A 21,394-nucleotide genomic window follows, 5' to 3' on the forward strand; every position below is an offset into this window, starting at 1 on the left:
TCCGGCGTCGTCGGGACGGTCAGTCGGTGGCCGCGACCAACGGTTCGAGAGTCAGCTCCGGCAGCTCCTTGAGGATGTACTGCAGCCGCCACTTGTCGCTGACGAGAGCGAGGAGCACGCCGTCCGATCGGGTGAACACCTCGACACCGCGCTGGCGGTTCAGCTCGTCGGCCGAGGCCGCGTCGGTGCGACGCGCGAGCGAGTAGCCGAGATGCTCGATCTTCGGATCGACGTTGTACTCGGCCTTCATCCGCGCCGCGACCACCTCGAACTGCATCGGACCGACGGCCGCGATCACCGGCGACGCGTCGCCGCGGACGTCGTTGCGGAGGATCTGCACGACGCCCTCGGAGTCGAGCTGGTCCACGGCCTTGCGGAACTGCTTGTACTTCGAGGCGCTCTCGGCCCGCAGGATCGCGAAGTGCTCGGGCGCGAACGACGGGATCGGCGGGAACTCCACCTTCCTGTCGACGTAGAGGGTGTGGCCCGGCGCCAGCGCGGTCGCGTTGACCAGGCCGACGACGTCGCCCGGATAGGCGTTCTCCACCGTGGAGCGTTCGCGACCGAAGACCGTCAGCGCGTACTTGGTGGCGAAGGGCTTACCGGTCTGCGCGTGCGTGACGACCATGCCGCGCTCGAACACACCCGAGACCACACGCATGAACGCGAGCCGATCGCGGTGGGCGGTGTCCATGCCGGCCTGCACCTTGAACACGACGGCGCTGAACGGATCGTCGACCTCGCGAGCGGTCTCGTCGATCGCGAGACGGGCCCGCGGCGGCGGAGCGAGCGTGACCAGGGTGTCGAGGATCTGCCGCACACCGAAGTTGAGCATCGCCGACGCGAAGATCACCGGCGAGGTCTGCCCGGCGAGGAACAACTCCTGATCGTGGTCCTGGCCGTTGGCCGACAGCAGTTCGGACTCCTCGGCGGCCTCGACCCAGGTGTCGCCCTCGAGGGCGAGCGCCTCGTCGGGGGACAGATGCTCCTCGGGCGCGATCTTGGCGCCACCGGCCGTGCGGGTGAACTTGATGTACTCGGCCGCGTCTCCGTCCTCGCCGCGGCGCAGCAGACCGCGGAAGTCGCCGGCGATGCCCACGGGCCAGAACAGGGGAGTCGGCGTCAGGCCGATGCGCTCGTCGATCTCGTCGAGCAGTTCCAGCGGAGTGCGGCCGGGGCGGTCCCACTTGTTGATGACGGTGACCACGGGGATGCCCCGGTGGCGGCACACCTGGAACAGCTTCAGCGTCTGCGGCTCGAGGCCCTTCGCCGCGTCGATGAGCATGACGGCGGCGTCGACGGCGGTGAGGACGCGGTAGGTGTCCTCCGAGAAGTCGGAGTGGCCGGGGGTGTCGACGAGATTGACGACGTTGACGACCTCGTCGTCGGTGCCCGCGATGTCCGAGCGGGTGTAGTTGAACTGCAGGGCCGTGGAGCTGACGGAGATGCCGCGGGCCTTCTCCATCTCCATCCAGTCGGAGACCGTCGACTTGCGGCCGGCCTTGCCGTGGACCGCGCCGGCCTCGGAGATGACCTTCGCGTGCAGGGCGAGCGCCTCGGTGAGCGTCGACTTACCGGCGTCGGGATGGGAGATGACGGCGAAGGTGCGTCTGCGCTCGGCTTCGGCTCTGACCTCCTTCGCGGACCCGGGCTTCGCTGTGCCGGAGGACTGCGCAGGCTCCGTCGTGCCGGTGGATTGACTGTCGGCCGAAGCGTGCGGGGTGCTCAACGGGAAAAACCTCTCGAAGGGGGCAGGGAGTAGGGGCGCTATCGCCGCCAACTCGTCCATGTTACTCGGCGATTCGGTGTCGATTTCCGCCAGATTCGATCACGTTTCCCCGGGGTCGCCCCATACCGACCGCTCGACGGCGCACGCTGATGTGCAACTACCGGATCTTGATCGAGGTCGTGCACCACCGGACGAGGAGCGGGTCGTGAGCAGGTTCACCGAGGAGATGTACGCGACGGCGGAGGCGGACACCGGGGCTCTGATCACCGGCGAACCGGATACGCCGCTGCGGCAGAGCTGGGGAGGGATCCACCGGCAGGCGCGACGCATGGCCGGCGCGCTGGCCGCGGCGGGCATCGGACCCGGTGACGCGGTGGGCGTCCTCGCAGGACAGCCGGTGGACATCGCGCCGGTCTGCCAGGCTGTCTGGATGCGCGGCGGAAGCGTGACGATGCTGCACCAGCCCACCCCGCGCACCGACCTGCAGATGTGGTCGCGCGACACCGAGGTGGTGCTGCGGATGATCGACGCCCGCGCCGTCGTGCTCGGCGCACCCTTCGAGATCGCGGAGCCGCTGCTGCGCGAACGCGGCATCTCCGTCGTCACCGTGGAGCGGATGCGGGAGGGGAGGCCCGTCGATCCCGTCGACACGGCGGAGTCCGACATCGTGCTGCAACAGCTGACGTCCGGCTCCACGGGCTCGCCGAAGGCGGTGCGGATCACGCACGGCAACTTCTACGCCAACGCGACGGCGATGATGGACCGCGTCAAGTTCTCGCTCGACGACGACGTCATGATCAGCTGGCTGCCGCTGTTCCACGACATGGGCATGGTGGCCTTCCTCAGCGTCCCCATGCAGGTGGGCGCCGAGGTCGTGTCGGTCACGCCACTGGACTTCCTGCGTTCGCCGATCCTGTGGGCGGAGCTGATCAGCAAGTATCGCGGAACCCTCACCGCAGCACCGAATTTCGCGTACTCGTTGCTGGCCCGGAAGTTGTCGCAGGCGCCGGACGGCGCGCTGGACCTGTCGTCGATGCGCTGGATGTGGAACGGTGCCGAGCCGGTCGATCCCGACACGATGGAGGCGCTCGCGGAGGCCGGAGAGCGCTTCGGTCTCGACCCGTCCGCCCTCGCGCCCTCCTACGGGATGGCCGAGACCACCCTCGCGGTGTCGGTTCCCGATCCGGGACGCGGGATGGTGCTTGACGTGGTGGACCCCGACCTGCTCGAAGCCGGCGGGATGGCCGTGCCGACCAACCGCACCCACGCACGCCGCATGCCCACCCTCGGCCGTCTCGTGGCCGGTCTCGAGGGCCGGGTCGTCGACCGCGACGGGCAGGTGCTGCCGCCCCGCGGCGTGGGCATCATCCAGTTGCGCGGCGAGGCCGTCACGCACGGTTATCTCACCGTGGACGGACCCGTCCCCGCGCAGGATGCGGACGGCTGGCTCGACACCGGCGACGTGGGCTACTTCACCGAGGACGGACTCGTCGTGGTGTGCGGCCGGGTGAAGGACGTCATCATCATGGGCGGCCGCAACATCTATCCCACCGACATCGAACGGGCGGCGGGGACCGTCGACGGCGTGCGTCCCGGCAACGCCGTCGCCATCCGGCTCGACGCGGGGGACAAGCGCGAATCGTTCGCGGTGGCCGTGGAGACCAAACTCTTCGACCACCCGGACGAGGTGCGCCGCATCGAACACGACGTCGTGCACGCGGTGGTCGCCGAGGTGGGCGTGAGGCCCCGCACGGTCGCGGTGCTCGGTCCCGGCAGCATCCCGAAGACCTCCTCGGGCAAGCTGCGTCGCGGCACCTCGCTGGCGCTGCTGACGCGGGCCTGACCGTCCCGCGCCGATCGATGCGGGGTCAGTGGATGCGGTTCTGGGCGCCCTCGAGGCCGAGCTTCAACAGCAGTTCGACGGCGTCGGCGCCTTCCTCGCACCACACGTCGAGTTCTTTGCGTTCGATGGCCGAGAACGGCTTGAGCACGAAGTCGGCGGGATCCTGGCGACCGGGCGGGCGGCCGATGCCCATCCGGACCCGCAGGTAGTCCTTGGTGCCGAGCGCCGACGAGGTCGACCGCAGGCCGTTGTGGCCGTTCTCGCCACCTCCGAGCTTGAGCCGGATCGTCCCGAAGTCCAGGTCGAGCTCGTCGTGCACGACGATCACGTTCGCGGGATCGACCGAGAAGAACTTGGCGAGGGAGGCGACCGGACCACCGGACAGGTTCATGTAGGTGCGCGGCTTCGCGATGATCACCTGCCGCCCGTCGAGCCGGGCCTGCACGATGTCGGCGTTGCTGCGCTTGTGCGCGGAGAACTTGCCGCCCACACGTCCGGCCAGCACGTCGGCCACCATGAATCCGATGTTGTGCCGGGTGTTCTCGTACTTCGGGCCGGGGTTGCCGAGACCGACCACGAGCGCGGCGTCGTCGCCCACGAGCTGATCCTTCCGTGCATTCGAACGACGTGCGGCGCGCCACCCCGAAGGGATGACGCGCCGCACGAGTGACTTCACAGGGAGCCGGGGAAGGCTCAGGCCTCCTCGGAGGCCTCTTCGGAGGTCTCTTCGCCCTCGGCGCCTTCCATGGCGTCGGCGGAGGGAGCCTCGACGATGTTCACGAGCAACAGCTCGGGATCGTCCTGCAGGGTCGCACCGGCGGGCAGCTCGACGCCACCGGCCAGGATCTGGGTGCCGGCCTCGGCGCCCTCGATCGAGACGGTGATCTCCTCGGGGATGTTGAGGGCGTCGGCCTCGAGCTTGATGGTGTTGACCTCGTTGACCACCAGCGTGCCGGAGCCGGCCTCACCGGAGAGGACGACGGGCACCTCGACGGTGACCTTCTCGCCCTTCTTCACGACGAGCAGGTCGGCGTGCTCGATGTAGCGGCGGATGGGGTGGACGACGACCGACTTGGTCAGCGCGAGCTGATCCTCGCCGTCGATGTCGAGGGTGAGGATGGCGTTGGTGCCGTGGTTACGCAGCACGGCTGCGAACTCGAGGTCGGGGAGGGCGAGGTGCCGGGGCTCGGTGCCGTGGCCGTAGAGGACGGCGGGGACCTGGCCGGCGCGACGGGCGCGGCGTGCGGCACCCTTGCCGAACTCGGTGCGGACGCTGGCTACGAGACGATTCTCGTCGGACATGATGTGACGGCTCCTACGCTGGTGGCACTTCGTGGTCGGGTGTTCTCGAACGAACGGATCCGACACGTGCGACCGGGGAGCACATTGCTTCCGTCGCAGCCGCGTCGATCACGGTGATCCAGCGATATTGCGGTTCACCCTCGCCGAGACAACTCGAACCACTTTACCGGACGACGTCGAGCGGGGACAAACAGCCCTGTCGTCGACTCGCGGCCACGAGCGGCGCACGGCCTCACGAACGGGCGATGTCGTGCACCGAGGCGAGGAACCTGTCGACGTCGGCGGGCGAGACGAAGTAGTGCGGCGACGCCCGCACCACCGACTGCAGGTCGCGCGAGGTCATGTCCAGCAGCGTCGAACTGCGGCTGCTGACCGTGACCGTCACCGACCGCTCGGCCAGGGCATCGCGGACCTCCCGCGGGTCGCGGCCGTCCACGGTGAACGAGACGATGCCGCTGCGCTGCTCACCGAGATCGGTGACGGTGACGCCGTCGATGCCTGCGAGCCCGTCCCGCACGTGCCCGGCCCGGTAGGCCACCGCTTCGGCCACGGCGTCGACACCCAGATCGAGGAGATAGTCCACGGCTGCGCCGAGACCGAGCCGGGCCGCCACCGAGGCCTCCCACATCTCGAAGCGCGTGGCGTCGGGGGCGAGCTCGTAGCTGTCGGCCGAAGTCCACGAGGCACTGTGCAGGTCGAGCACCGCCGGTTCGAGTTCGGTCACCAGCCGCGGCCGCACGTAGAGGAAACCGGTGCCGCGCGGACCGCGGAGCCACTTGCGCCCGGTGCCCGACAGTGCGTCGACATCGAGTTCGGGCACGCTCACCGGCAGTTGCCCCACCGACTGGCACGCGTCGAGCAACACGAGCGCCCCGACCGCGTGCGCGGCGTCGGCGATCTCCCGGACGGGGTTGACCAGCCCGCCGTTGGTGGGGGCGTGTACGACGGACACGAGCCGCACCCGTTCGTCGAGCATCCCCTCGAGTGCCTCGACGTCGATGCGACCGGACGGATCGGACGGAACGACCTCGACGGTGGCGCCGGTCGCCTGCGCGCGCTGCAGCGCGGCGATCGCGTTCGCGGCGTACTCGGCCTGCGAGATCAGGATGCGGTCACCCGGTTGGAGCGGCACGGCGTAGAAGAAGGACGTCCATGCGCGCGAGGCGCCGTCGGACAGCGCGAGGGAGGTCTCCGGCACGTCGAACAGGCGACCGAGCGAGGTCTTCACGGCCGTCAGGTCGTCGAGCCGCTCGTCGGCCGCCACGTACCCGCCGACCTCGGCCTCGCGGCGCAGGTGCGCGAGCATCGTCTCGAGCACCGGTGTCGGGGGCAGCGACGAGCCGGCGCTGTCGAGGAAGACCCGGTCGAAGCATCCCGGTGTGTCGCGTCGAGCCGCCTGGAGGTCCAGCACGGACCGCTCACCTCCTCCGTCGTCCGTATCGTCGGAGTCGAGCCTGCCCGGTGGAGTGCGTTCGCGCACGCACCGGTGCGTTATCCGCGCGTCGTGTCCCCGGGCGGGTTAGTCTCGACCGCAGACCTGGCGCACCGGCCGAGGGGGTGGACGAATGGCAATGGCAGTCGATGCCTCGGCCTCCCGTGCCCGTAAGGAACTCGGCTCCCGAGCAGCAGCGGAGGATCACGTCCGCAGCAGGGCGTTCCGGCTGGGAATTCCCAGGTTGATCGGGGTCGAACTCGAATGGCTCACCGCGCGGGCCGACGGCACCGAATCGCGTCCCGAACTCACGACGCTCGTCGAGGCCCTCGGGCCCCACGCACCGCGCACGGTGGCGCCGTCGTCGTCCGCCCGTCCCCTGCCGTCGGGCAGTGCGGTCAGCGTCGAGCCGGGTGGTCAGGTCGAGCTGTCGAGCGTGCCGTGCACCTCGGCGCGGCAGGTGTGCGATCGGCTCACGGCCGACCTCCGCATGCTCCGGGCGTTGCTGGCCCGCCGGTCGGTGATCATGCTCGACCGCGCCGCCGACGAGGTGCGGCCTCCCCACCGTCTGCTACGCACCCCGCGCTACGGGGCGATGGAACTCCGCTACGACCGCATCGGCCCGATGGGCCGGCTCATGATGAACAGCACTGCGTCGGTGCAGGTTTCCGTCGACGCGGGACGCGACGAGGCGGAGATCGTGCAGCGCTGGGAGCTGCTCCACGCCATCGGCCCGGCGATGATCGCGGCCTTCGCGTGCTCGCCCCGGCTGCGGGGCGCTCCGGAGGGCGACTGGGCGTCGCAGCGGATGCGCACGTGGCTCGAACTCGATCCCGCTCTCGGTCACGTCGACCATCCCGCCGACTACCCCGCGTGGGTGCTCGACGCACCGCTGACCTGCGTGCGTTCGGAGCTGCCCGAGTGGTACGCACCGCCCGGCGCGACCTTCGCGGCATGGCTCGCGGGCGAGCTCGACGCCGACATCCGTCGTCGACCCACCGTCGACGACCTCGACTACCACATGACGACGCTGTTCCCGCCCGTTCGGCCGTGCGGGCACCTCGAGGTGCGCTATCTCGATGCGCAACCGGCCGAGTCGTGGCAGGTACCCGTCGCGGCCCTCGAGGCGTTGCTGTCGGCACCCGAGGTCTCCGTGGAGGCGTGCGCGATCGCCGCCCCGGTGCGCGACCAGTGGGCCGAGGCGGCCCGCGTCGGTCTCGCATCGCTCGAATTGCGTGCTGCCGCAGCGGGTCTGCTCTCTCTCGCGGCGGAGTCCTCCCGCGACATGCGGTTCACCGCGGCGCTCGACGCGGCCGCGGCACGGTGCCTGCGCGGACTGGCGCCGGGTGAGGAGGTGCGGTGACACCTGCTCGTGTTGCGCTCAGGCGTCACCTCGAGCGGGCGCGTGCCCGCACCGAGGTACTCACCTCCGTGCCGGAACAGGATCTCACCGCACAACATTCGCCGTTGATGAGCCCGCTGGTGTGGGATCTCGCGCACATCGCCAACCAGGAGGAACGCTGGCTCGTGCGGGTCGCGGGCCGGCGCCCTGCGGTCCGCGGCGACATCGACGATCTCTACGACGCGTTCCGGCATCCCCGCGCGACCCGCACGGGGCTGCCGCTGCTCGACCCCGACGCCGCCCGCGGTTACGCGCGTGCCGTCCGCGATCTCACCTGGGACGTGCTCGAGCACAGTGCATTCGACGACGAGCTGACCCGCGAGGGCTTCGTCTTCGCGATGGTCGCACAACACGAACAGCAGCACGACGAGACGATGCTCGCGACTCACCAACTGCGGCAGGGGCCGCCGCTGCTCGACGCGCCGGACGCGCCGCGCACCGGAACCGTCCGCGACACCGAACGCGTCCGGATCCCCGCCGGCGCATTCGAGATGGGCACGTCCACCGATCCGTGGGCCCTCGACAACGAACGTCCGGCGCACGTCGTCGAGGTGCCGGAGTTCGAGCTCGACGCGGTGCCCGTCACCAACCGTCGGTACCTCGAGTTCGTCGAGGACGGTGGCTACGAGCGGCCCGAACTGTGGAGCGAGGTCGGTTGGCGGCATCGCCTCGACGCCGGTCTCGAGGCCCCGCAATTCTGGAGTCGCGACGAAACCGGATGGAACCGAACGGCCTTCGGTCGCACCGCGCCGCTGCACCCGGACGAGCCGGTCGTGCACGTGTGCTTCCACGAAGCCGAGGCGTTCGCCTGCTGGGCCGGTGGACGTCTTCCGACCGAGGCCGAATGGGAGAAGGCGGCACGCTGGGATCCGGCCACCGGAGCAAGCCGCCGATTCCCGTGGGGCGACGAGGATCCCGGCCCCGACCACGCCAATCTCGGTCAGCGTCATCTCGGTCCCGCCGTCGTCGGCGCGTATCCGCAGGGAGCGTCACCGCTCGGAGTGCACCAGCTGATCGGCGACGTGTGGGAGTGGACGTCCACCCCGTTCACCGGTTATCCGGGCTTCCGCGCGTTCCCGTACCGCGAGTACTCGGAGGTCTTCTTCGGCGACGGACACCGGGTGCTGCGCGGAGGCTCCTTCGGAACCGACGAGGTCGCGTGCCGCGGAACCTTCCGCAACTGGGATCTGCCCATCCGCCGCCAGATCTTCTCCGGGCTCCGCGTCGCGTACGGGACGGGCGATGTGTAGACATCTGGCGTACATCGGACCGGAGACGAACGTCGCCGCACTGTTGTCCACCGGAACCAATTCACTGCTCCGCCAGTCGTGGGCGCCCACCGACATGCGTGGGGGAGGCACGATCAACGCCGACGGTTTCGGTGTCGGATGGTGGAGTGCCGAGGGCACCTTCGGACGCTACCGGTCGGCGTTGCCGATCTGGTCCGATTCCTTCGTCGGTGAAGGCCTGACGTCGATACGGTCGCGCACCGTCGTCGCCGCGACCCGCTCGGCCACCGAGGGGATGCCCGTCGAACGATCGGCGTCCGCACCCTTCTCCGACGACCGGTGGGCGTTCAGCCTCAACGGTGTCGTCCGGGGCTGGCCGGGATCGCTCGTCACGCTCGCCGCCGCGCTGCCCGTCGCCGAACTGCTGCGGCTCGAATCGCCCACCGACGCCGCCACGCTGTGGCTCCTGCTCCAATCGCGGCTGCGCTCGGCCGATCCCGAACCGGCACTGATCTCACTCGTCCACGACGTGCTGGAACTCGCACCGGACTCACGGCTGAACATGTTGCTGTGCAACGAATCCGGGATCTGGGCCACCGCCTGGTACCACTCGCTGTGGACGTTCGTCGACGAGCAGGTCGCGATCGTGGCGTCCGAACCGTTCGACGACGACAGTCGCTGGAAACCCGTACCCGACCGGCATCTCGTCGCTGCGATGCCGGGCAAACTCATCGTCTCACCACTGGAGGTCGGCTCACCGTGATCGTCGACGTGCATCTGCGCCCCGAGGACCTCGACGCCAAACTGCGCGAGGACGCACGGCGCGGACTCACGTCCGATCCCAAGTACCTGTCACCGACCTGGCTGTACGACGCGCGCGGCAGCGAACTGTTCGACGAGATCACGCGGCTGCCCGAGTACTACCCGACGCGCACCGAGTTCACCCTGCTGCGACAGCACGCCGCCGACTTCGCCGACGCCGCCCGCCCCGAGATGCTCGTCGAACTCGGCTCCGGGTCGTCGGAGAAGACGCACGTGCTGCTCGACGCCCTCGAACCGTATCTCCACACCTATGTGCCGCAGGACGTCTCCGAACCGGCGTTGCGGTCGGCCGTCACCAGACTGGCGGCGGAGTATCCGAACCTGACGGTGCACGGGGTGGTCGGCGATTTCACCGATTCGCTCGCGCATCTTCCTGCCGGCGGGAAACGCGCGATCGCGTTCCTCGGCGGCACGATCGGCAACCTCGTCCCGAGCGAGCGCGCACAGTTCCTTGCCGGGACGGCCGCGATCCTCGACCCCGGCGAGTGGTTGCTGCTCGGCGCCGGGCTCGTCATCGACCGCGACACCCTGATCGCCGCCTACGACGACGCGGCGGGGGTGACGGCGGAGTTCGACCGGAACGTCCTGCGGGTGCTCAACGCCCGGCTCGGCGCCGACTTCGATCCCGCCCGGTTCGTGCATCGTGCCGTCTGGGACCCGGAGAACGAGTGGATCGAGATGCGCCTCGAGGCGACCGAGGCGATGGACGTGAGTATCCCGGGCCTCGATCTGCAGATCACCCTCGCCGAGGGGGAGCAGATCCGGACCGAGATCTCCGCGAAGTTCCGCCTCGTCGGTATCTCGCAGGAACTCGCCGACGCGGGATTCGTCGTCCGGCACGAATGGGTGGATCCGGACGGACGGTTCGTCCTGCTCGCCGCGTCCCGGGAGTAGCCCTCGACAGGCGGCCGACGAGGCGATTCGACTTCCGCCGCGCCCACACGGGACGCTGGAGGACATGACGTCCTCCCGTGCCGTCCTGACGACCCCGGTCCTGGTGCTCATGGCCGTGGCGACGGGTCTGTGTGTGGGCGGCAACTATTTCAACCAGCCGCTGCTCGACTCCATCGCCGAAGCGCTGGACACCTCCCGATCGGCCGCCGCTTCCACTGTGACGGTCGCACAGGTCGCCTACGCTCTCGGCCTGCTGTTCCTCGTGCCGCTCGGCGACATGTTCCCGCAGCGGCGACTGGCGGTGATGCTCATGCTGGCCGCGGCGGCGGGTCAGGGGCTGAGCGGTTTCGCACCGAACATCGGGGTGCTCGTGGTGGGCACCGCGATCGCCGGTCTGTTCTCGGTGGCCGCGCAGGTACTGGTGCCGTTCGCAGCGACCCTCGCGACGCCGGAATCGAGGGGTCGCGCGGTCGGTACCGTGATGAGCGGCCTGCTCGTCGGGATCCTCGTGGCCCGGAGCGTCGCGGGCATCCTCGCCGAACTCGGCGACAGCTGGACGACGGTCTACCGGGTGAGCACGGTCGCCATGGTGATCGTGGCCCTCGCGTTGTGGCGGGTGCTGCCGGCGACGCCACCGGTGGTCCGTCAGGGTTACGGCAGCATCCTGCGATCCCTCGGGACGTTGATCGTCACGCATCCCCGCCTGCGGACCAGGACGCTGCTCGGCGGACTGGGTTTCGCGTCGGTGGGTGCGCTGTTCTCGACGATGGCGTTCCTGCTGTCCGACCCGCCGTTCGGCCTCGACGACCTGCAGATCGGCCTCGTGGGGCTGGCCGGGGTGGCCGGTGCGTTCGCCGCGACCGCGGCGGGCCGGCTCGTCGACCGCGGTTACGGACCGCCGACGACGGCGGTGGGGGTGTTCACGCTGATCGCGTCGTGGGCGGCGCTCGCGGCGGGTGGGAGTTCGCTGGTGTGGTTCGTCGTCGGGATGCTCGTCGTCGACCTCGCGCTCAATCTCGTGCACATCACCAACCAGAACATCGTGTACGCCCTCGACCCCGACGCCCGCTCGCGCGTCAATTCGGTCTACATGACGGGCTACTTCGTCGGGGCGGCATCCGGTTCGGCGCTCGGCACGATGGCGTGGAGCGCCGGTGGGTGGACCGCTGTGTGCGTGCTCGGTGTCGGACTGGCGGCGCTCGCGGGCGTCGTGTGGGCGCTCGATCTGCGGCTCACCGCCCGGATGCGTGCGCGTTCGGCTACAGCGACCGGCGGACCGGCAACAGCCTGAGATCACGCGCCCGGCCGATCGCCTCCACCCGCGTGTGCACCCCGAGCTTGCGGTAGATGCTGCGCAACTGGGTCTTGATCGTGTTGTGCGAGACGAACAACTTCTTCGCGATGTCGGCGTGCGTCGATCCCAGTGCGAGCAACTCCAGCACGTCCGTCTCACGCCGGGACAGTTCGACGTGGGTGACGGGTTCGGTGAAGACGGACCCGATCGCTTCGTCCGGGCCGGTGGGACCGCCGAGTTCCGCGAGACGCCCGGCGACACCTTCGGCCAGAGTCGTGAAGGCGCGGCGGTTGCCGAGGGCCTCGGCGAGTGTGCAGGCCCGCTGCCAACTGCGGACCGCGGCGTCCTTCTCGTCGAGATCGAGATGGGCGCTCGCCTCGACGAGCAACGCCTCGAGATGTGCGCGCGGGAAGCCGCACTCCGTCCAGTGAACGCGCTTGAGCTTCTTGAGCGCGACGTCGGGATGGCCGGTGAACAGTTCGACGCGCGCATTCGTCACCACGAGTATCGGATGGTTCTGCGGCGCCTCCTCGGCGAGGGCGCGCGCGAGGTTGCCGTTGCCGAGCGCCAGATGCAGATCGATCTCGGCAGCCCCGAGCAGGATGCGGGAGAACGCGCCGCGGGCGAACAGGTCGTGGTGCGAGGCGATGAGCCGGTGGAGTTCGGTGAGTCCGTCGTAGGCGTTGCCCGTCACCAGGTTGTAGTAGGCCCGGCCGTAGGCGACGAATCCCCAGAGTTCCTCCGAGACCCGCGGGACGCCGAGCTCGTCGAGATATCCGACGGCACGGTCGAGCTCGAGCGAGTCGAGGTGGACGAGCGTGGACGCCACCCGGCCGCCCACCTTGACCATCTCGCCCCAGCGGCCCTCGGTGGGCTCGGCGTTGCTCTCGGTGCGCAGCCATTCCCGGGCGCGCGGATTGTCGCCGGTCACCGCCCAGTTCAGCGCCGAGCTGCCTGCGGCGTTCTGGATGACGAAGGCGATGTTCGCGGCGTAGGCACCGCGGTAGGCGCGGCGGAAGACGGTGGTGGACTCGGTCAGATATCCGGCGAGCTGGAGCGTGATCGCCCACTGCACGCGCAGCAGCGGAAGCTGCGGGCCGAGATCGTCGGGCCGGTGTTCGAGGATCGAATGGACCAGCGGACGTAACAGCAGCGTCAACCGCGCGGCCTCACCGAACTCGCCCGAGACCCGCAGGGTCAGGGTCTGCACCGTCGCGACGTAGACGGCCTGCGCGGCGCCGGGCGTCTTCCCGAGCTCGGCGAGTTCGTCGGGATCCGTGGGCAGGGAGGCGTGCAGGATCGAATGTTCGTCGAGCATCTGTGTGAACAGCGCGCGACCGGCCTGGACCGACGGATGGTCGCCGAGTTCCTGGTCGGGGATCTGCCGGAGCACCTTGACGAGAACGTCGAAGGAACTGTCGACCATGCGCGCCCAGGATTCCTCGACGATCGCCACGGCGGTCTGCCAGTCGCCGGCCTCGACGGCATAGATCGACGCCTCGGCGGGCTTGCCGGCGTCGCGGTGCGCCCGGGCCAGTTCGACGAGCAGTGCGTCGACCCGTCCGGGGTGTTCCCGGCGGGAGATGTCGAGCACACAGGAGCGGACGGCGTCGGGCCACCGCCACGTCCGGGGATCGTCGAAGGGCGAATCCATCACGAGGCCTGCCGCGGCGAGCATGGCCAGTGATGCTTCGGCATCCGCCGTGCCCGTCAGTTCGGCTGCCCGGTCGGCGGTGACACTGTGGGCAGCGGCGACCGAGAACGCGAACTCGCGGTGCGCGTCGTCGAGTTCGTCGAGCCGGTTCTCGACGTACGTCCGCACGAGGCGGGCCAAGGCAGGGGTCGGCAGTCCCCGGGAGTCGATCAGGCGCTGGGGCCGGCTCCGGGCGACGACCGCGGCCGCCCAGACCAAGGTGGGCACACCACCGAGCACGCGACACACGACCTCGCACTCGCTGTCGGAGCGCTCCGGTCCGGCGTCGCGCAACAGCGTCGTCGTCTCCTCGACGGTGAACGCGAGATCGGCGGCCGGGACGTACGTGGAGTCGATTCCCCGGAGGACGACCTCGGTCATGTCGGTGCTGTTTCCCGGCAGGCAGACGATCGCATCGAGCCGCGGGCAGCGATCGAGCAGCCGGAGGGTCCCTTCGAGCACGTCGGCCGAGTTCTCCGGCGACACACAGGCGAGCACGAGCAGGCAGGGTGAGCCCAGATCGCGGAAGGTACGGACCACGCGTTCGAACGGGGACTCGTCGGAACCCTCGGTGGCGACGTCGACGGCCGGGTGGTCGGCGAGGACCTCGAGCACACGCTCGGACAGGTCGCCGTCGCCGGACGCGGTGAGTTCGGGAATCCAGACGATCGTGTGGTCGGGTGCGCCGCCCTGATGAAGCCATCCCGCGACGAGTGTCCGCTTGCCGAAGCCCGGGGGAGCGTCGATCACCGTCAGCGTGGAGCACCGGTCGAGACACGCGAACAGTCGGGGTCGCGCCAGGGCCGAGGACAACGATCGCCACGCGGGTGCACCGACGCGAGGGGAGTCGGAAACACTCACGCGCACTCCTTCGGACAGGCTTCGGCCCGGATCCGCGCAGGCGAGAACGCCCGAGCAGCGCCCCCCGACAGGCCCTTGGTCGATCACAGACTACCCGGTCCGTTGTCGTGAGGTGGGGTAACGACACCTACTGTGACGTGCGGTAACGACCGCAGCCCCGCACCCGGATCGTCGAGCGGACTCGACGGAGCGGGGCGGGGCTGCGGTGGTGCGGTCCGGCGACTAGCTGCCGGATGCGCTCAGACGTGCCTTCTCGAGTGCGGCGAGGGTGCGCAGGATCGTCGCCTTCTGCTTCTCCAGATCGCTGCGGCGGGCGCGGGCGGCGAGACCGCTCTGCTCGGCCACGAGGGCGAGCTGCGCGTCGATCGCGGAGAGCTGATCGAGCAGCGCGAGGGCGCGGGTCTGGATCTCCTCGACGTCCACGGCACCCGTCCGGACCGGAGCCGCGGTCTTCGCCGGCTTGGGCGAGGAGGACGAGGACGAGCTTCGGGATGCGGAGGACGGACGCGTGGAGGTCTGCGCGGAGGAACCGGTGTGGCTCTCGGTGATCGCGGCGGCGCGGGGACGCAGCGCCTTGCGCACGAGTGCCGGGTCGGGCTGCTCGGCGAGACGGATGTCGTTGAGGGCGCGGCGGGCCTCGCGGGCGGCGAGGCGGTGCTCGTACTCCTCCTCGTCGTCGGACTGCAGGGTGCCGCCGATGGGGCGCAGGCCGTACATGCCCATGAACTTGCGGGCCTCGTCGATGACGGCTTCGTGCTTACGGCATGTGGCACAGCGAGGTTCGTTGCGGAAGACCTCGACCGAGTCGGTGTCACCACACCAGACGCACGCACCCGGCGACCATCGTCGGACCGTTCGGATTGTCGCGTTTTCCGTAGGGGCTTCGAGAGTTTGCGCGTCGGTCACGAGGTGCCACTTTAGGTGAAAGCCGAGTTACGCAGGGGAGGGGGGTCTCGCACGACCTGCGACGATTTCGCGCGGCGTGACGAAGATCATTCCCCTCCCGGCGCGTCCTTCAAACCATTGCGCCACACAGCATTTCCATACCACCCGGTCTGCCGGATCACGTTGCGGTGGCGGCGGCGAGCCAGCGCACCAGCGGCCGGAACTCGCGCCATGCCGAACGCACCTCCTCGAGGGTGCGCGGACTGTCGATCCACGGCGGGGAGATCTCGGTGCGGCCGGCCCACAGCGACCGGTGACGCATGAGTTCGATGCGGGGATGATCGGCGTCCACGCCGCGCGGCCGGGACTTCAACCGGTCGCCGCCGATCTCGTATCCTGCGCGCTCGAGCTTGCGCACGATCCTCCCGAGTTCGGGGCCGCGACGGTCGTGATCGACCCCGGCCCGGTATCCGGCGATCTGGTCGGACGAGCCGTGGAACAGGCCCGCGGCGACCCGCAGCCCCGCGGCGTTGATCTCGACGTAGTAACCGACGCTCTGCGCGACGGAGACGAATCCGCCCTGATGGGTCTTGTACGGCAGCTTGTCCTTGCTGAACCGCACGTCGCGGTACGGACGGAAGGCCTTGCCCTCCCCGAACTCCTCCTCGAGTTCCGCGAGCAGGGCAAGCATCGGGCCGCGCACGCAGTCGTCGTAGACGGCCTTGTGCGCGGCCCAGAATGCTTTGCTGTTGTCGGCCTCGAGATCGTCGTAGAAGTCGAGGGCCGCGACGGGAAATCCGGTGAACACCCGGACAAGTCTGCCCCGTCGTCGAGCGGAAGGTCAGGCGACCCCGTTGAACAGCGAGGTGACCGAGCCGTTCTCGAAGACCTCGCGGATCGTCTGCGCGAGCAGCGGAGCGATCGACAGCACGGTGAGGCAGTCGAACTGCTTCTCCGGCGGGATCGGCAGCGTGTTGGTGACGATGACCTCCTTGGCGCCGCACGAAGCGAGGCGCTCGGCGGCCGGATCGGAGAGCACACCGTGGGTGGCGGCGATGATGACGTCGCCCGCGCCGGCCTCCTTGAGGATCTTCACGGCGCCGGCGATGGTGCCGCCGGTGTCGATCATGTCGTCGATCAGGATGCAGGTGCGGCCGTCGACCTCACCGACCACGCGGTTCGACTTGACCTGGTTGGGCACCAGCGGGTCGCGGGTCTTGTGGATGAACGCCAGCGGTGCGCCACCGAGGGTGTCGGCCCACTTCTCGGCGACACGCACACGACCGGAATCGGGGGAGACCACGGCGATGTTCTCGACGCCGTACTTGCCGCGGATGTACTCGGCGAGCTGGCCCTGGGCGTGCATGTGGTCGACCGGACCGTCGAAGAAGCCCTGGATCTGATCGGTGTGCAGGTCGACCGTGATGATGCGGTCGGCGCCGGCGGTCTTGAGCAGATCGGCGATCAGGCGGGCGGAGATGGGCTCGCGGCCGCGGTGCTTCTTGTCCTGACGGGCGTAGGGGTAGAACGGCAGGATCGCGGTGATGCGCTTGGCCGAACCACGCTTGAGCGCGTCGATCATGATGAGCTGTTCCATGACCCACTGGTTCAGCGGGAACGGATGGCTCTGCAGCACGAAGGCGTCCGAACCACGCACCGACTCCTCGAAACGCACGAACGTCTCACCGTTCGCGAAGTCCCGTGCCGTCTGCGGGGTGAGGGGGACGCCCAGTTCCTTCGCGACCTGCTCCGCCAGCTCGGGATGGGCCCGGCCGGAGAAGAGCATCAAGTTCTTCTGGTTGTCGATCCAATTGGTCACTGGTTCTGGCCGTCCTTCTGGCGATCGTGGTCGTGCTGCTGCTGTGCTCTCGATGCTGCCTCGGCAGCGGGGGTACCGGCGCGATTTCGCTGGACCCATCCTTCAATATTGCGCTGTGGCGTACCCGACACCGCCAGCGCCCCCGGAGGAACGTCGCGACGGAGTACTGTTCCGGCGCCCGTGTAGGCGCCGTCGCCCACCGTGAGGGGAGCGACGAACATCGTGTCCGACCCGGTCCGGACGTGTGACCCGACGACCGTGCGGTACTTCTTCACCCCGTCGTAGTTGACGAACACGCTCGACGCTCCGATGTTGGAGTGCTCGCCGATCTCCGCGTCGCCGACATAGGTGAGGTGGGGGACCTTCGAATGCGCCCCGATCTGCGCGTTCTTCGTCTCGACGAAGGCGCCGAGCTTGCCGCACGCGCCGAGTTCGGTGCCGGGACGCAGATAGGTGAACGGGCCGACCGTGGCCTCCGCGCCGATCACCGCGTCGGAGCCGTGGGTGCGCACCACGGTGGCACCGGCGCCGACCTGCACGTCGGTCAGCGTCGTGTCGGGGCCGACCTCCGCGTCGTCGGCGATCACCGTGCGGCCGCGCAACTGCACACCCGGGTGGATGGTGACGTCGGTGCCGAGCACGACGTCGACGTCGATCCACGTCGAGGCCGGGTCGATCACCGTGACGCCCTCACGCATCCAGTGCTCGAGCAGGCGCCGGTTGAGTTCGGTGGTCAGTGCCGCGAGTTGGACGCGGTCGTTGACGCCGGAGACCTGCACGGCGTCGTCGGTGTGCACACCGCGGACGGTGTGGCCCTCGCCGCGGGCGATCTTCACGACATCGGTCAGGTACAGCTCGCCCTGCGAGTTGTCGGCGCTCAGCTTGCCGAGGGCCGATCGCAGCGCGGCCGCGTCGAAGGCGTACACGCCCGTGTTGATCTCCTGGATCGCGCGCTGCGTCGGGGAGGCGTCCTTCTCCTCGACGATCCCGGCGACGTCGCCGTCGGTGGTGCGCACGATGCGTCCGTAGCCGGTGGGCTCGGACACCGTCGTGGTGAGGACGGTGACGGCGGCCGGCTCGGTGTCGAGGTGCGCGTCGAGCAGTTCCTGCAGGGTGTCGGGGCGGAGCAGCGGGACGTCACCGGCGGTGACGACGACTGTGCCGTCGAAGTCGTCGGGGAGGGCACCGAGGCCGCACTCCACGGCGTGGCCGGTGCCGAGTTGTTCCTCCTGGACGGTCACCAGGATCTCGCGGTCGAGACCCGCGGCGACGGCGCTCACCTCGGCGGAGACCTCCTCGCGGCGGTGCCCGACGACGGTGACGAGATGGGCGGGTCCGAGTGCGGCGGCGGCGTACAGGGAGTGCGCGAGCATCGTGCGTCCACCGAGGGTGTGCAACACCTTCGGTGTCTTCGACCGCATCCTTGTTCCTGCTCCGGCTGCCAGCACGACGATCGCGGTCTGCACCTGCATGTAGCTCCCTCGACACGTTTCTGCACGCCGGTCCGTGCGTGCACCGGGGAAGCGCTGAGGCTCCCCGGGACGGTTCCCGCTCCGCCGCCAGGACTCGAACCTGAACTATCTGAACCAAAATCAGAGGTGCTGCCGATTACACCACGGCGGACTGCCACACCCCCGCGGCGGAACCGGCGGGCGTGTGCCCCCGATCCTCGCACGAGACGGCGTCGACGTCGAACCTGGGGTGGCGCGATCGGGAATGGATAGGCTGTCGAACGTTCGAGTACGTCCCGCCGCCGAAGGAGGACCTGTGTCGCAGGCGTCGCAGAAGCGAACCGAGCGCGCTCCGCGGATCCGGATGACGGGCACGCAGCGTCGGGAACAGCTCATCGAGATCGGTCGCGCCCTGTTCGCCGAGCGCGGCTACGAGGGCACCTCCATAGAGGAGATAGCCCAGCGGGCGCAGGTCTCCAAGCCGGTCGTCTACGAGCACTTCGGCGGTAAGGAAGGCCTCTACGCGGTGGTCGTGGACCGCGAGATGACCGTTCTCATGTCGATGGTCACCGAGAGCCTCACCCGCAACCGGTCGAGGATCCGCGTCGAGCGGGCCGCGCTCGCGCTGCTCACCTACATAGAGGAACGCACCGACGGCTTCCGCATCCTCGTGCGCGACTCGCCCATGTCCGCCGAGGAAGGCACCTATTCGAGCCTGCTCAACGAGGCGATGCGGCAGGTGGGGGAGCTGCTGACCGGCGACTTCTCCCGGCGGGGCCTCAACCCCGAATTCGCCCCGCTCTACGCCCAGGCGCTCGTCGGCATGGTCGCCACCACCGCGACGTGGTGGCTCGACCGCCGCACCCCGTCGAAGGAGGATGTGGCGGCCCACCTCGTGAACCTGTGCTGGAACGGCCTCATCGGTCTGGAAGCGGACCCCAAGCTCGGGGAACCCCCGGTTTCCGAATAGTCCTCTCGTTTTCGGGACCGTCTGCTCTCTACTTTCAGGTAAGTGGCGTTATCGTTGGGATACCCGTGAGAAGGCAGGCTGTGGTGGGACGACAAGTACGCGCAGAGGTGACGCGCGAATCGGTGCTGCAGGGCGCAGCGACGATCTTCGTGCGCGACGGGTACGCGGACGCGAACCTGGGCGACATCATCGAGGAGGCCGGCGTCACCAAGGGTGCGCTGTACTTCCATTTCGGTTCGAAGGAAGAACTGGCGCGCGGGGTGATCGACTCCGGCTATCTCCGCTTCGAGGCCGCCGCCGAATCCAAGATGGACCGCCGTTCCCCGGCGCTCGAGACACTGATCGACCTGTCGGTCCTGCACGTCGACATGTCCGAGACCGATTCCGTGGTGCGGGCGATGTTCCGGCTGCTGGTCGAGATCGGCGACTACCAGGGCACCGAGCACCGGCCCTACGAGATCTGGCAGAACAACCTGCAGGAACTCGCGGCCCGGGCCGCCGAGGAGGGCGACCTCGTCGAGGACGTCGACGTCCACGCCGTCTCCCTGTTGCTGCTCGAGCAGGCGATGGGCGCCCGGATCATGGCGAACGCCCTCAAGGCGACCGAACGGCTCGCCGAACAGACGGGCGCGATGTGGCGGATGATCCTGCCCGCGCTGGTGCCGGCGAACAAGCTCGAATACTTCCGGCAGTTCGTGGAGCGCCGTCTGCGGCTGCAGTCGTGAGTTTCGGGCCGTTCTCCGCCGAGGAGGCCCCCGCGGCGCTGGCGGGTCTGCTCGACCGGTTCGGGCCCGACACCGCCGTGACGATCGGTGTCGTGCCGTCGTTGCTCACCATCGCCCAGGCCGCCGACGTCCTCGGCTGCTCCCGCCGACACGTCGCCCGCCTGGTCGACACGGGCGCACTCGCCGCCGACTTCCACGGCCTGCACCGGAGGGTGTCGCGCTCCGACGTCCTCGAACTCGCGAAGCAGCAGGCGGAGGTGGTCACGACGGTCCTCGACGGACTCGCCGACCTCACGCGGCGCGAAGGACTGTACGACCCGTTCTGACAGCATGACGCGGCCCGTCGCGGCAGCACGGTACGGTCCGTTCCGACGATTCGACGAAGGGTGACGATGCCGGTTCGAGTGGTGCTCGGTGCGACGGTCCTCGCCCGCCCCCGCCTGCGCGATGTGGCGCTCGCCCTCGTCGAAGAGGGCCTCTACCAACCCTTCTGGAGCGACGGGATCATCGCGGAAGTGGACCGCCGACTGCCGCAGGAACTGCTGCGTCCCGCCCGCGACTTCCTCTTCGCCGAACTCGACCGCGCCTTCCCCGACGCCCGGGTGGTCTGGCCCACCACCGTGCTCCGCGAGGTGCCGCACGTGACGGGACCGAGGGAGGCGCACGTGACCTCGGTGGCGCTGTTGTGCCACGCCGACGCCGTCGTCACCGCCGACCCCGAGCTCACCGGGGCACTGGAACGATCGGGCATCGAAGCGTGGACACCCGACGCCTTCGTCACCTTCGCGCTCGACGCCGATCCCGCCCGCACCCGCGCGGCACTGCTGAGGATGGTGCGCCGCCGCTGGCTCGCCGACGACGACACCCGGCGCGAGGCGGACGACGACGAACTGCTCGCAAAGCTGGCCGAGTGGGCGGCGCGCGATCTCGGTGCCAACAGCGCCGACCTCCTCGTCCCCATACGGTGATCATCCTCGCGCCCCGGCGCGGTGACGCCCGGGGGAACAGCGGAATAGACTCGACAAGGTTCTCGTCCCACACTC

General features: G+C 69.2%; 19 protein-coding genes and 1 tRNA gene. 10 read left to right on the forward strand and 10 right to left on the reverse strand.

Translation table 11 applies throughout. The features are described from left to right. Nucleotides 1-19 precede the first annotated feature (19 nt). Nucleotides 20-1,729: a peptide chain release factor 3 gene (locus LPH33_RS05685; RefSeq protein WP_229567401.1), complete on the reverse strand. Its 1,710-nt coding sequence runs from the start codon at nt 1,727-1,729 to the stop codon at nt 20-22. Between the two features lie 205 nt (nt 1,730-1,934). Between LPH33_RS05685 and LPH33_RS05690 the strand changes: the two genes are divergently transcribed. Continuing rightward, nucleotides 1,935-3,572 (forward strand): fatty acyl-AMP ligase, encoded by a 1,638-nt coding sequence (locus LPH33_RS05690; protein WP_088899090.1) that lies wholly within the window; start codon nt 1,935-1,937, stop codon nt 3,570-3,572. Between the two features lie 25 nt (nt 3,573-3,597). Here the strand turns inward: LPH33_RS05690 and pth are convergent, their stop codons facing one another. The 3 genes from pth to LPH33_RS05705 form a co-directional block, all read right to left on the reverse strand. Further along, nucleotides 3,598-4,170, reverse strand: a complete 573-nt coding sequence (gene pth / locus LPH33_RS05695; protein ID WP_088899121.1) for an aminoacyl-tRNA hydrolase — start codon at nt 4,168-4,170, stop codon at nt 3,598-3,600. Between the two features lie 95 nt (nt 4,171-4,265). Then, a complete protein-coding gene (locus LPH33_RS05700; protein WP_088899091.1) occupies nt 4,266-4,874 on the reverse strand; it encodes a 50S ribosomal protein L25/general stress protein Ctc in 609 nt (202 codons plus the stop codon). Between the two features lie 232 nt (nt 4,875-5,106). Further along, nucleotides 5,107-6,285, reverse strand: coding sequence for an aminotransferase class V-fold PLP-dependent enzyme (locus LPH33_RS05705; RefSeq protein WP_145691645.1), 1,179 nt, complete (start codon nt 6,283-6,285; stop codon nt 5,107-5,109). Nucleotides 6,286-6,445: 160 nt separating this feature from the next. Between LPH33_RS05705 and egtA the strand changes: the two genes are divergently transcribed. From egtA to LPH33_RS05730, 5 genes are all read left to right on the forward strand, one after another. Further along, nucleotides 6,446-7,669, forward strand: a complete 1,224-nt coding sequence (egtA, locus tag LPH33_RS05710; protein ID WP_145691644.1) for an ergothioneine biosynthesis glutamate--cysteine ligase EgtA — start codon at nt 6,446-6,448, stop codon at nt 7,667-7,669. Further along, the gene (egtB, locus tag LPH33_RS05715; RefSeq protein WP_088899093.1) at nt 7,666-8,958 is read left to right on the forward strand and encodes an ergothioneine biosynthesis protein EgtB; all 1,293 of its coding nucleotides are present in this window, start codon (nt 7,666-7,668) and stop codon (nt 8,956-8,958) included. The genes egtA and egtB overlap by 4 nt, the downstream gene beginning before the upstream one ends. After that, on the forward strand, nt 8,951-9,700 hold the full coding sequence (gene egtC, locus LPH33_RS05720) for an ergothioneine biosynthesis protein EgtC (protein ID WP_088899094.1): 750 nt from the start codon (nt 8,951-8,953) through the stop codon (nt 9,698-9,700). Before egtB ends, egtC begins: the two co-directional genes overlap by 8 nt. Next, a complete protein-coding gene (egtD, locus tag LPH33_RS05725) occupies nt 9,697-10,653 on the forward strand; it encodes an L-histidine N(alpha)-methyltransferase (RefSeq protein ID WP_088899095.1) in 957 nt (318 codons plus the stop codon). Before egtC ends, egtD begins: the two co-directional genes overlap by 4 nt. 64 nt (nt 10,654-10,717) lie before the next feature. Beyond that, a complete protein-coding gene (locus LPH33_RS05730) occupies nt 10,718-11,944 on the forward strand; it encodes an MFS transporter (protein ID WP_145691643.1) in 1,227 nt (408 codons plus the stop codon). On the opposite strand, the gene LPH33_RS05735 is transcribed toward LPH33_RS05730, so the two are convergent. From LPH33_RS05735 to LPH33_RS05760, 6 genes are all read right to left on the reverse strand, one after another. Continuing rightward, a complete protein-coding gene (locus LPH33_RS05735; protein ID WP_229567403.1) occupies nt 11,913-14,501 on the reverse strand; it encodes a LuxR C-terminal-related transcriptional regulator in 2,589 nt (862 codons plus the stop codon). The genes LPH33_RS05730 and LPH33_RS05735 overlap by 32 nt on opposite strands. A 222-nt stretch (nt 14,502-14,723) precedes the next feature. Further along, nucleotides 14,724-15,407 carry a hypothetical protein gene (locus LPH33_RS05740; protein WP_026060991.1) on the reverse strand — a complete coding sequence of 228 codons (684 nt, stop codon included), beginning with the start codon at nt 15,405-15,407 and terminating at the stop codon, nt 14,724-14,726. Nucleotides 15,408-15,564: 157 nt separating this feature from the next. Then, a complete protein-coding gene (locus LPH33_RS05745; RefSeq protein ID WP_160873891.1) occupies nt 15,565-16,194 on the reverse strand; it encodes a DUF2461 domain-containing protein in 630 nt (209 codons plus the stop codon). Between the two features lie 33 nt (nt 16,195-16,227). Then, complete coding sequence (locus tag LPH33_RS05750) at nt 16,228-17,205, reverse strand: ribose-phosphate diphosphokinase (RefSeq protein WP_006553847.1); 978 nt, start codon at nt 17,203-17,205, stop codon at nt 16,228-16,230. Then, the gene (gene glmU / locus LPH33_RS05755) at nt 17,202-18,677 is read right to left on the reverse strand and encodes a bifunctional UDP-N-acetylglucosamine diphosphorylase/glucosamine-1-phosphate N-acetyltransferase GlmU (RefSeq protein WP_060652170.1); all 1,476 of its coding nucleotides are present in this window, start codon (nt 18,675-18,677) and stop codon (nt 17,202-17,204) included. Before glmU ends, LPH33_RS05750 begins: the two co-directional genes overlap by 4 nt. A 79-nt stretch (nt 18,678-18,756) precedes the next feature. After that, nucleotides 18,757-18,828, reverse strand: a tRNA-Gln gene (locus tag LPH33_RS05760). A gap of 192 nt (nt 18,829-19,020) precedes the next feature. On the opposite strand from LPH33_RS05760, the gene LPH33_RS05765 reads away from it, so the two are divergent. The 4 genes from LPH33_RS05765 to LPH33_RS05780 all read left to right on the forward strand — a co-directional run bounded on the left by LPH33_RS05765 (nt 19,021) and on the right by LPH33_RS05780 (nt 21,319). Beyond that, nucleotides 19,021-19,626, forward strand: a complete 606-nt coding sequence (locus LPH33_RS05765) for a TetR/AcrR family transcriptional regulator (RefSeq protein WP_172415033.1) — start codon at nt 19,021-19,023, stop codon at nt 19,624-19,626. Nucleotides 19,627-19,709: 83 nt separating this feature from the next. Continuing rightward, nucleotides 19,710-20,351 (forward strand): ScbR family autoregulator-binding transcription factor, encoded by a 642-nt coding sequence (locus LPH33_RS05770; protein WP_267499189.1) that lies wholly within the window; start codon nt 19,710-19,712, stop codon nt 20,349-20,351. Then, entirely contained in the window at nt 20,348-20,677 is a 330-nt protein-coding gene (locus tag LPH33_RS05775) for a helix-turn-helix domain-containing protein (protein ID WP_088899102.1), read from the forward strand. The genes LPH33_RS05770 and LPH33_RS05775 overlap by 4 nt, the downstream gene beginning before the upstream one ends. Nucleotides 20,678-20,743: 66 nt before the next feature. Continuing rightward, nucleotides 20,744-21,319, forward strand: coding sequence for a PIN domain-containing protein (locus LPH33_RS05780; protein ID WP_229567404.1), 576 nt, complete (start codon nt 20,744-20,746; stop codon nt 21,317-21,319). The last annotated feature ends 75 nt before the right edge of the window (nt 21,320-21,394 follow it).

The sequence above is a fragment of the Rhodococcus sp. RDE2 genome (genome assembly GCF_020885655.1).
Lineage (GTDB): Bacteria > Actinomycetota > Actinomycetes > Mycobacteriales > Mycobacteriaceae > Rhodococcus > Rhodococcus pyridinivorans.

What these genes read in the sequence shown, in the direction of transcription:
- LPH33_RS05730 (WP_145691643.1), top strand. Translation starts at nt 10,718, where the DNA reads ATGACGTCCTCCCGTGCCGTCCTGACGACCCCGGTCCTGGTGCTCATG.
- egtC (WP_088899094.1), top strand. Translation starts at nt 8,951, where the DNA reads ATGTGTAGACATCTGGCGTACATCGGACCGGAGACGAACGTCGCCGCA.
- egtA (WP_145691644.1), top strand. Translation starts at nt 6,446, where the DNA reads ATGGCAGTCGATGCCTCGGCCTCCCGTGCCCGTAAGGAACTCGGCTCC.
- glmU (WP_060652170.1), bottom strand. Translation starts at nt 18,677, where the DNA reads ATGCAGGTGCAGACCGCGATCGTCGTGCTGGCAGCCGGAGCAGGAACA.
- LPH33_RS05700 (WP_088899091.1), bottom strand. Translation starts at nt 4,874, where the DNA reads ATGTCCGACGAGAATCGTCTCGTAGCCAGCGTCCGCACCGAGTTCGGC.
- LPH33_RS05780 (WP_229567404.1), top strand. Translation starts at nt 20,744, where the DNA reads ATGCCGGTTCGAGTGGTGCTCGGTGCGACGGTCCTCGCCCGCCCCCGC.
- LPH33_RS05765 (WP_172415033.1), top strand. Translation starts at nt 19,021, where the DNA reads ATGACGGGCACGCAGCGTCGGGAACAGCTCATCGAGATCGGTCGCGCC.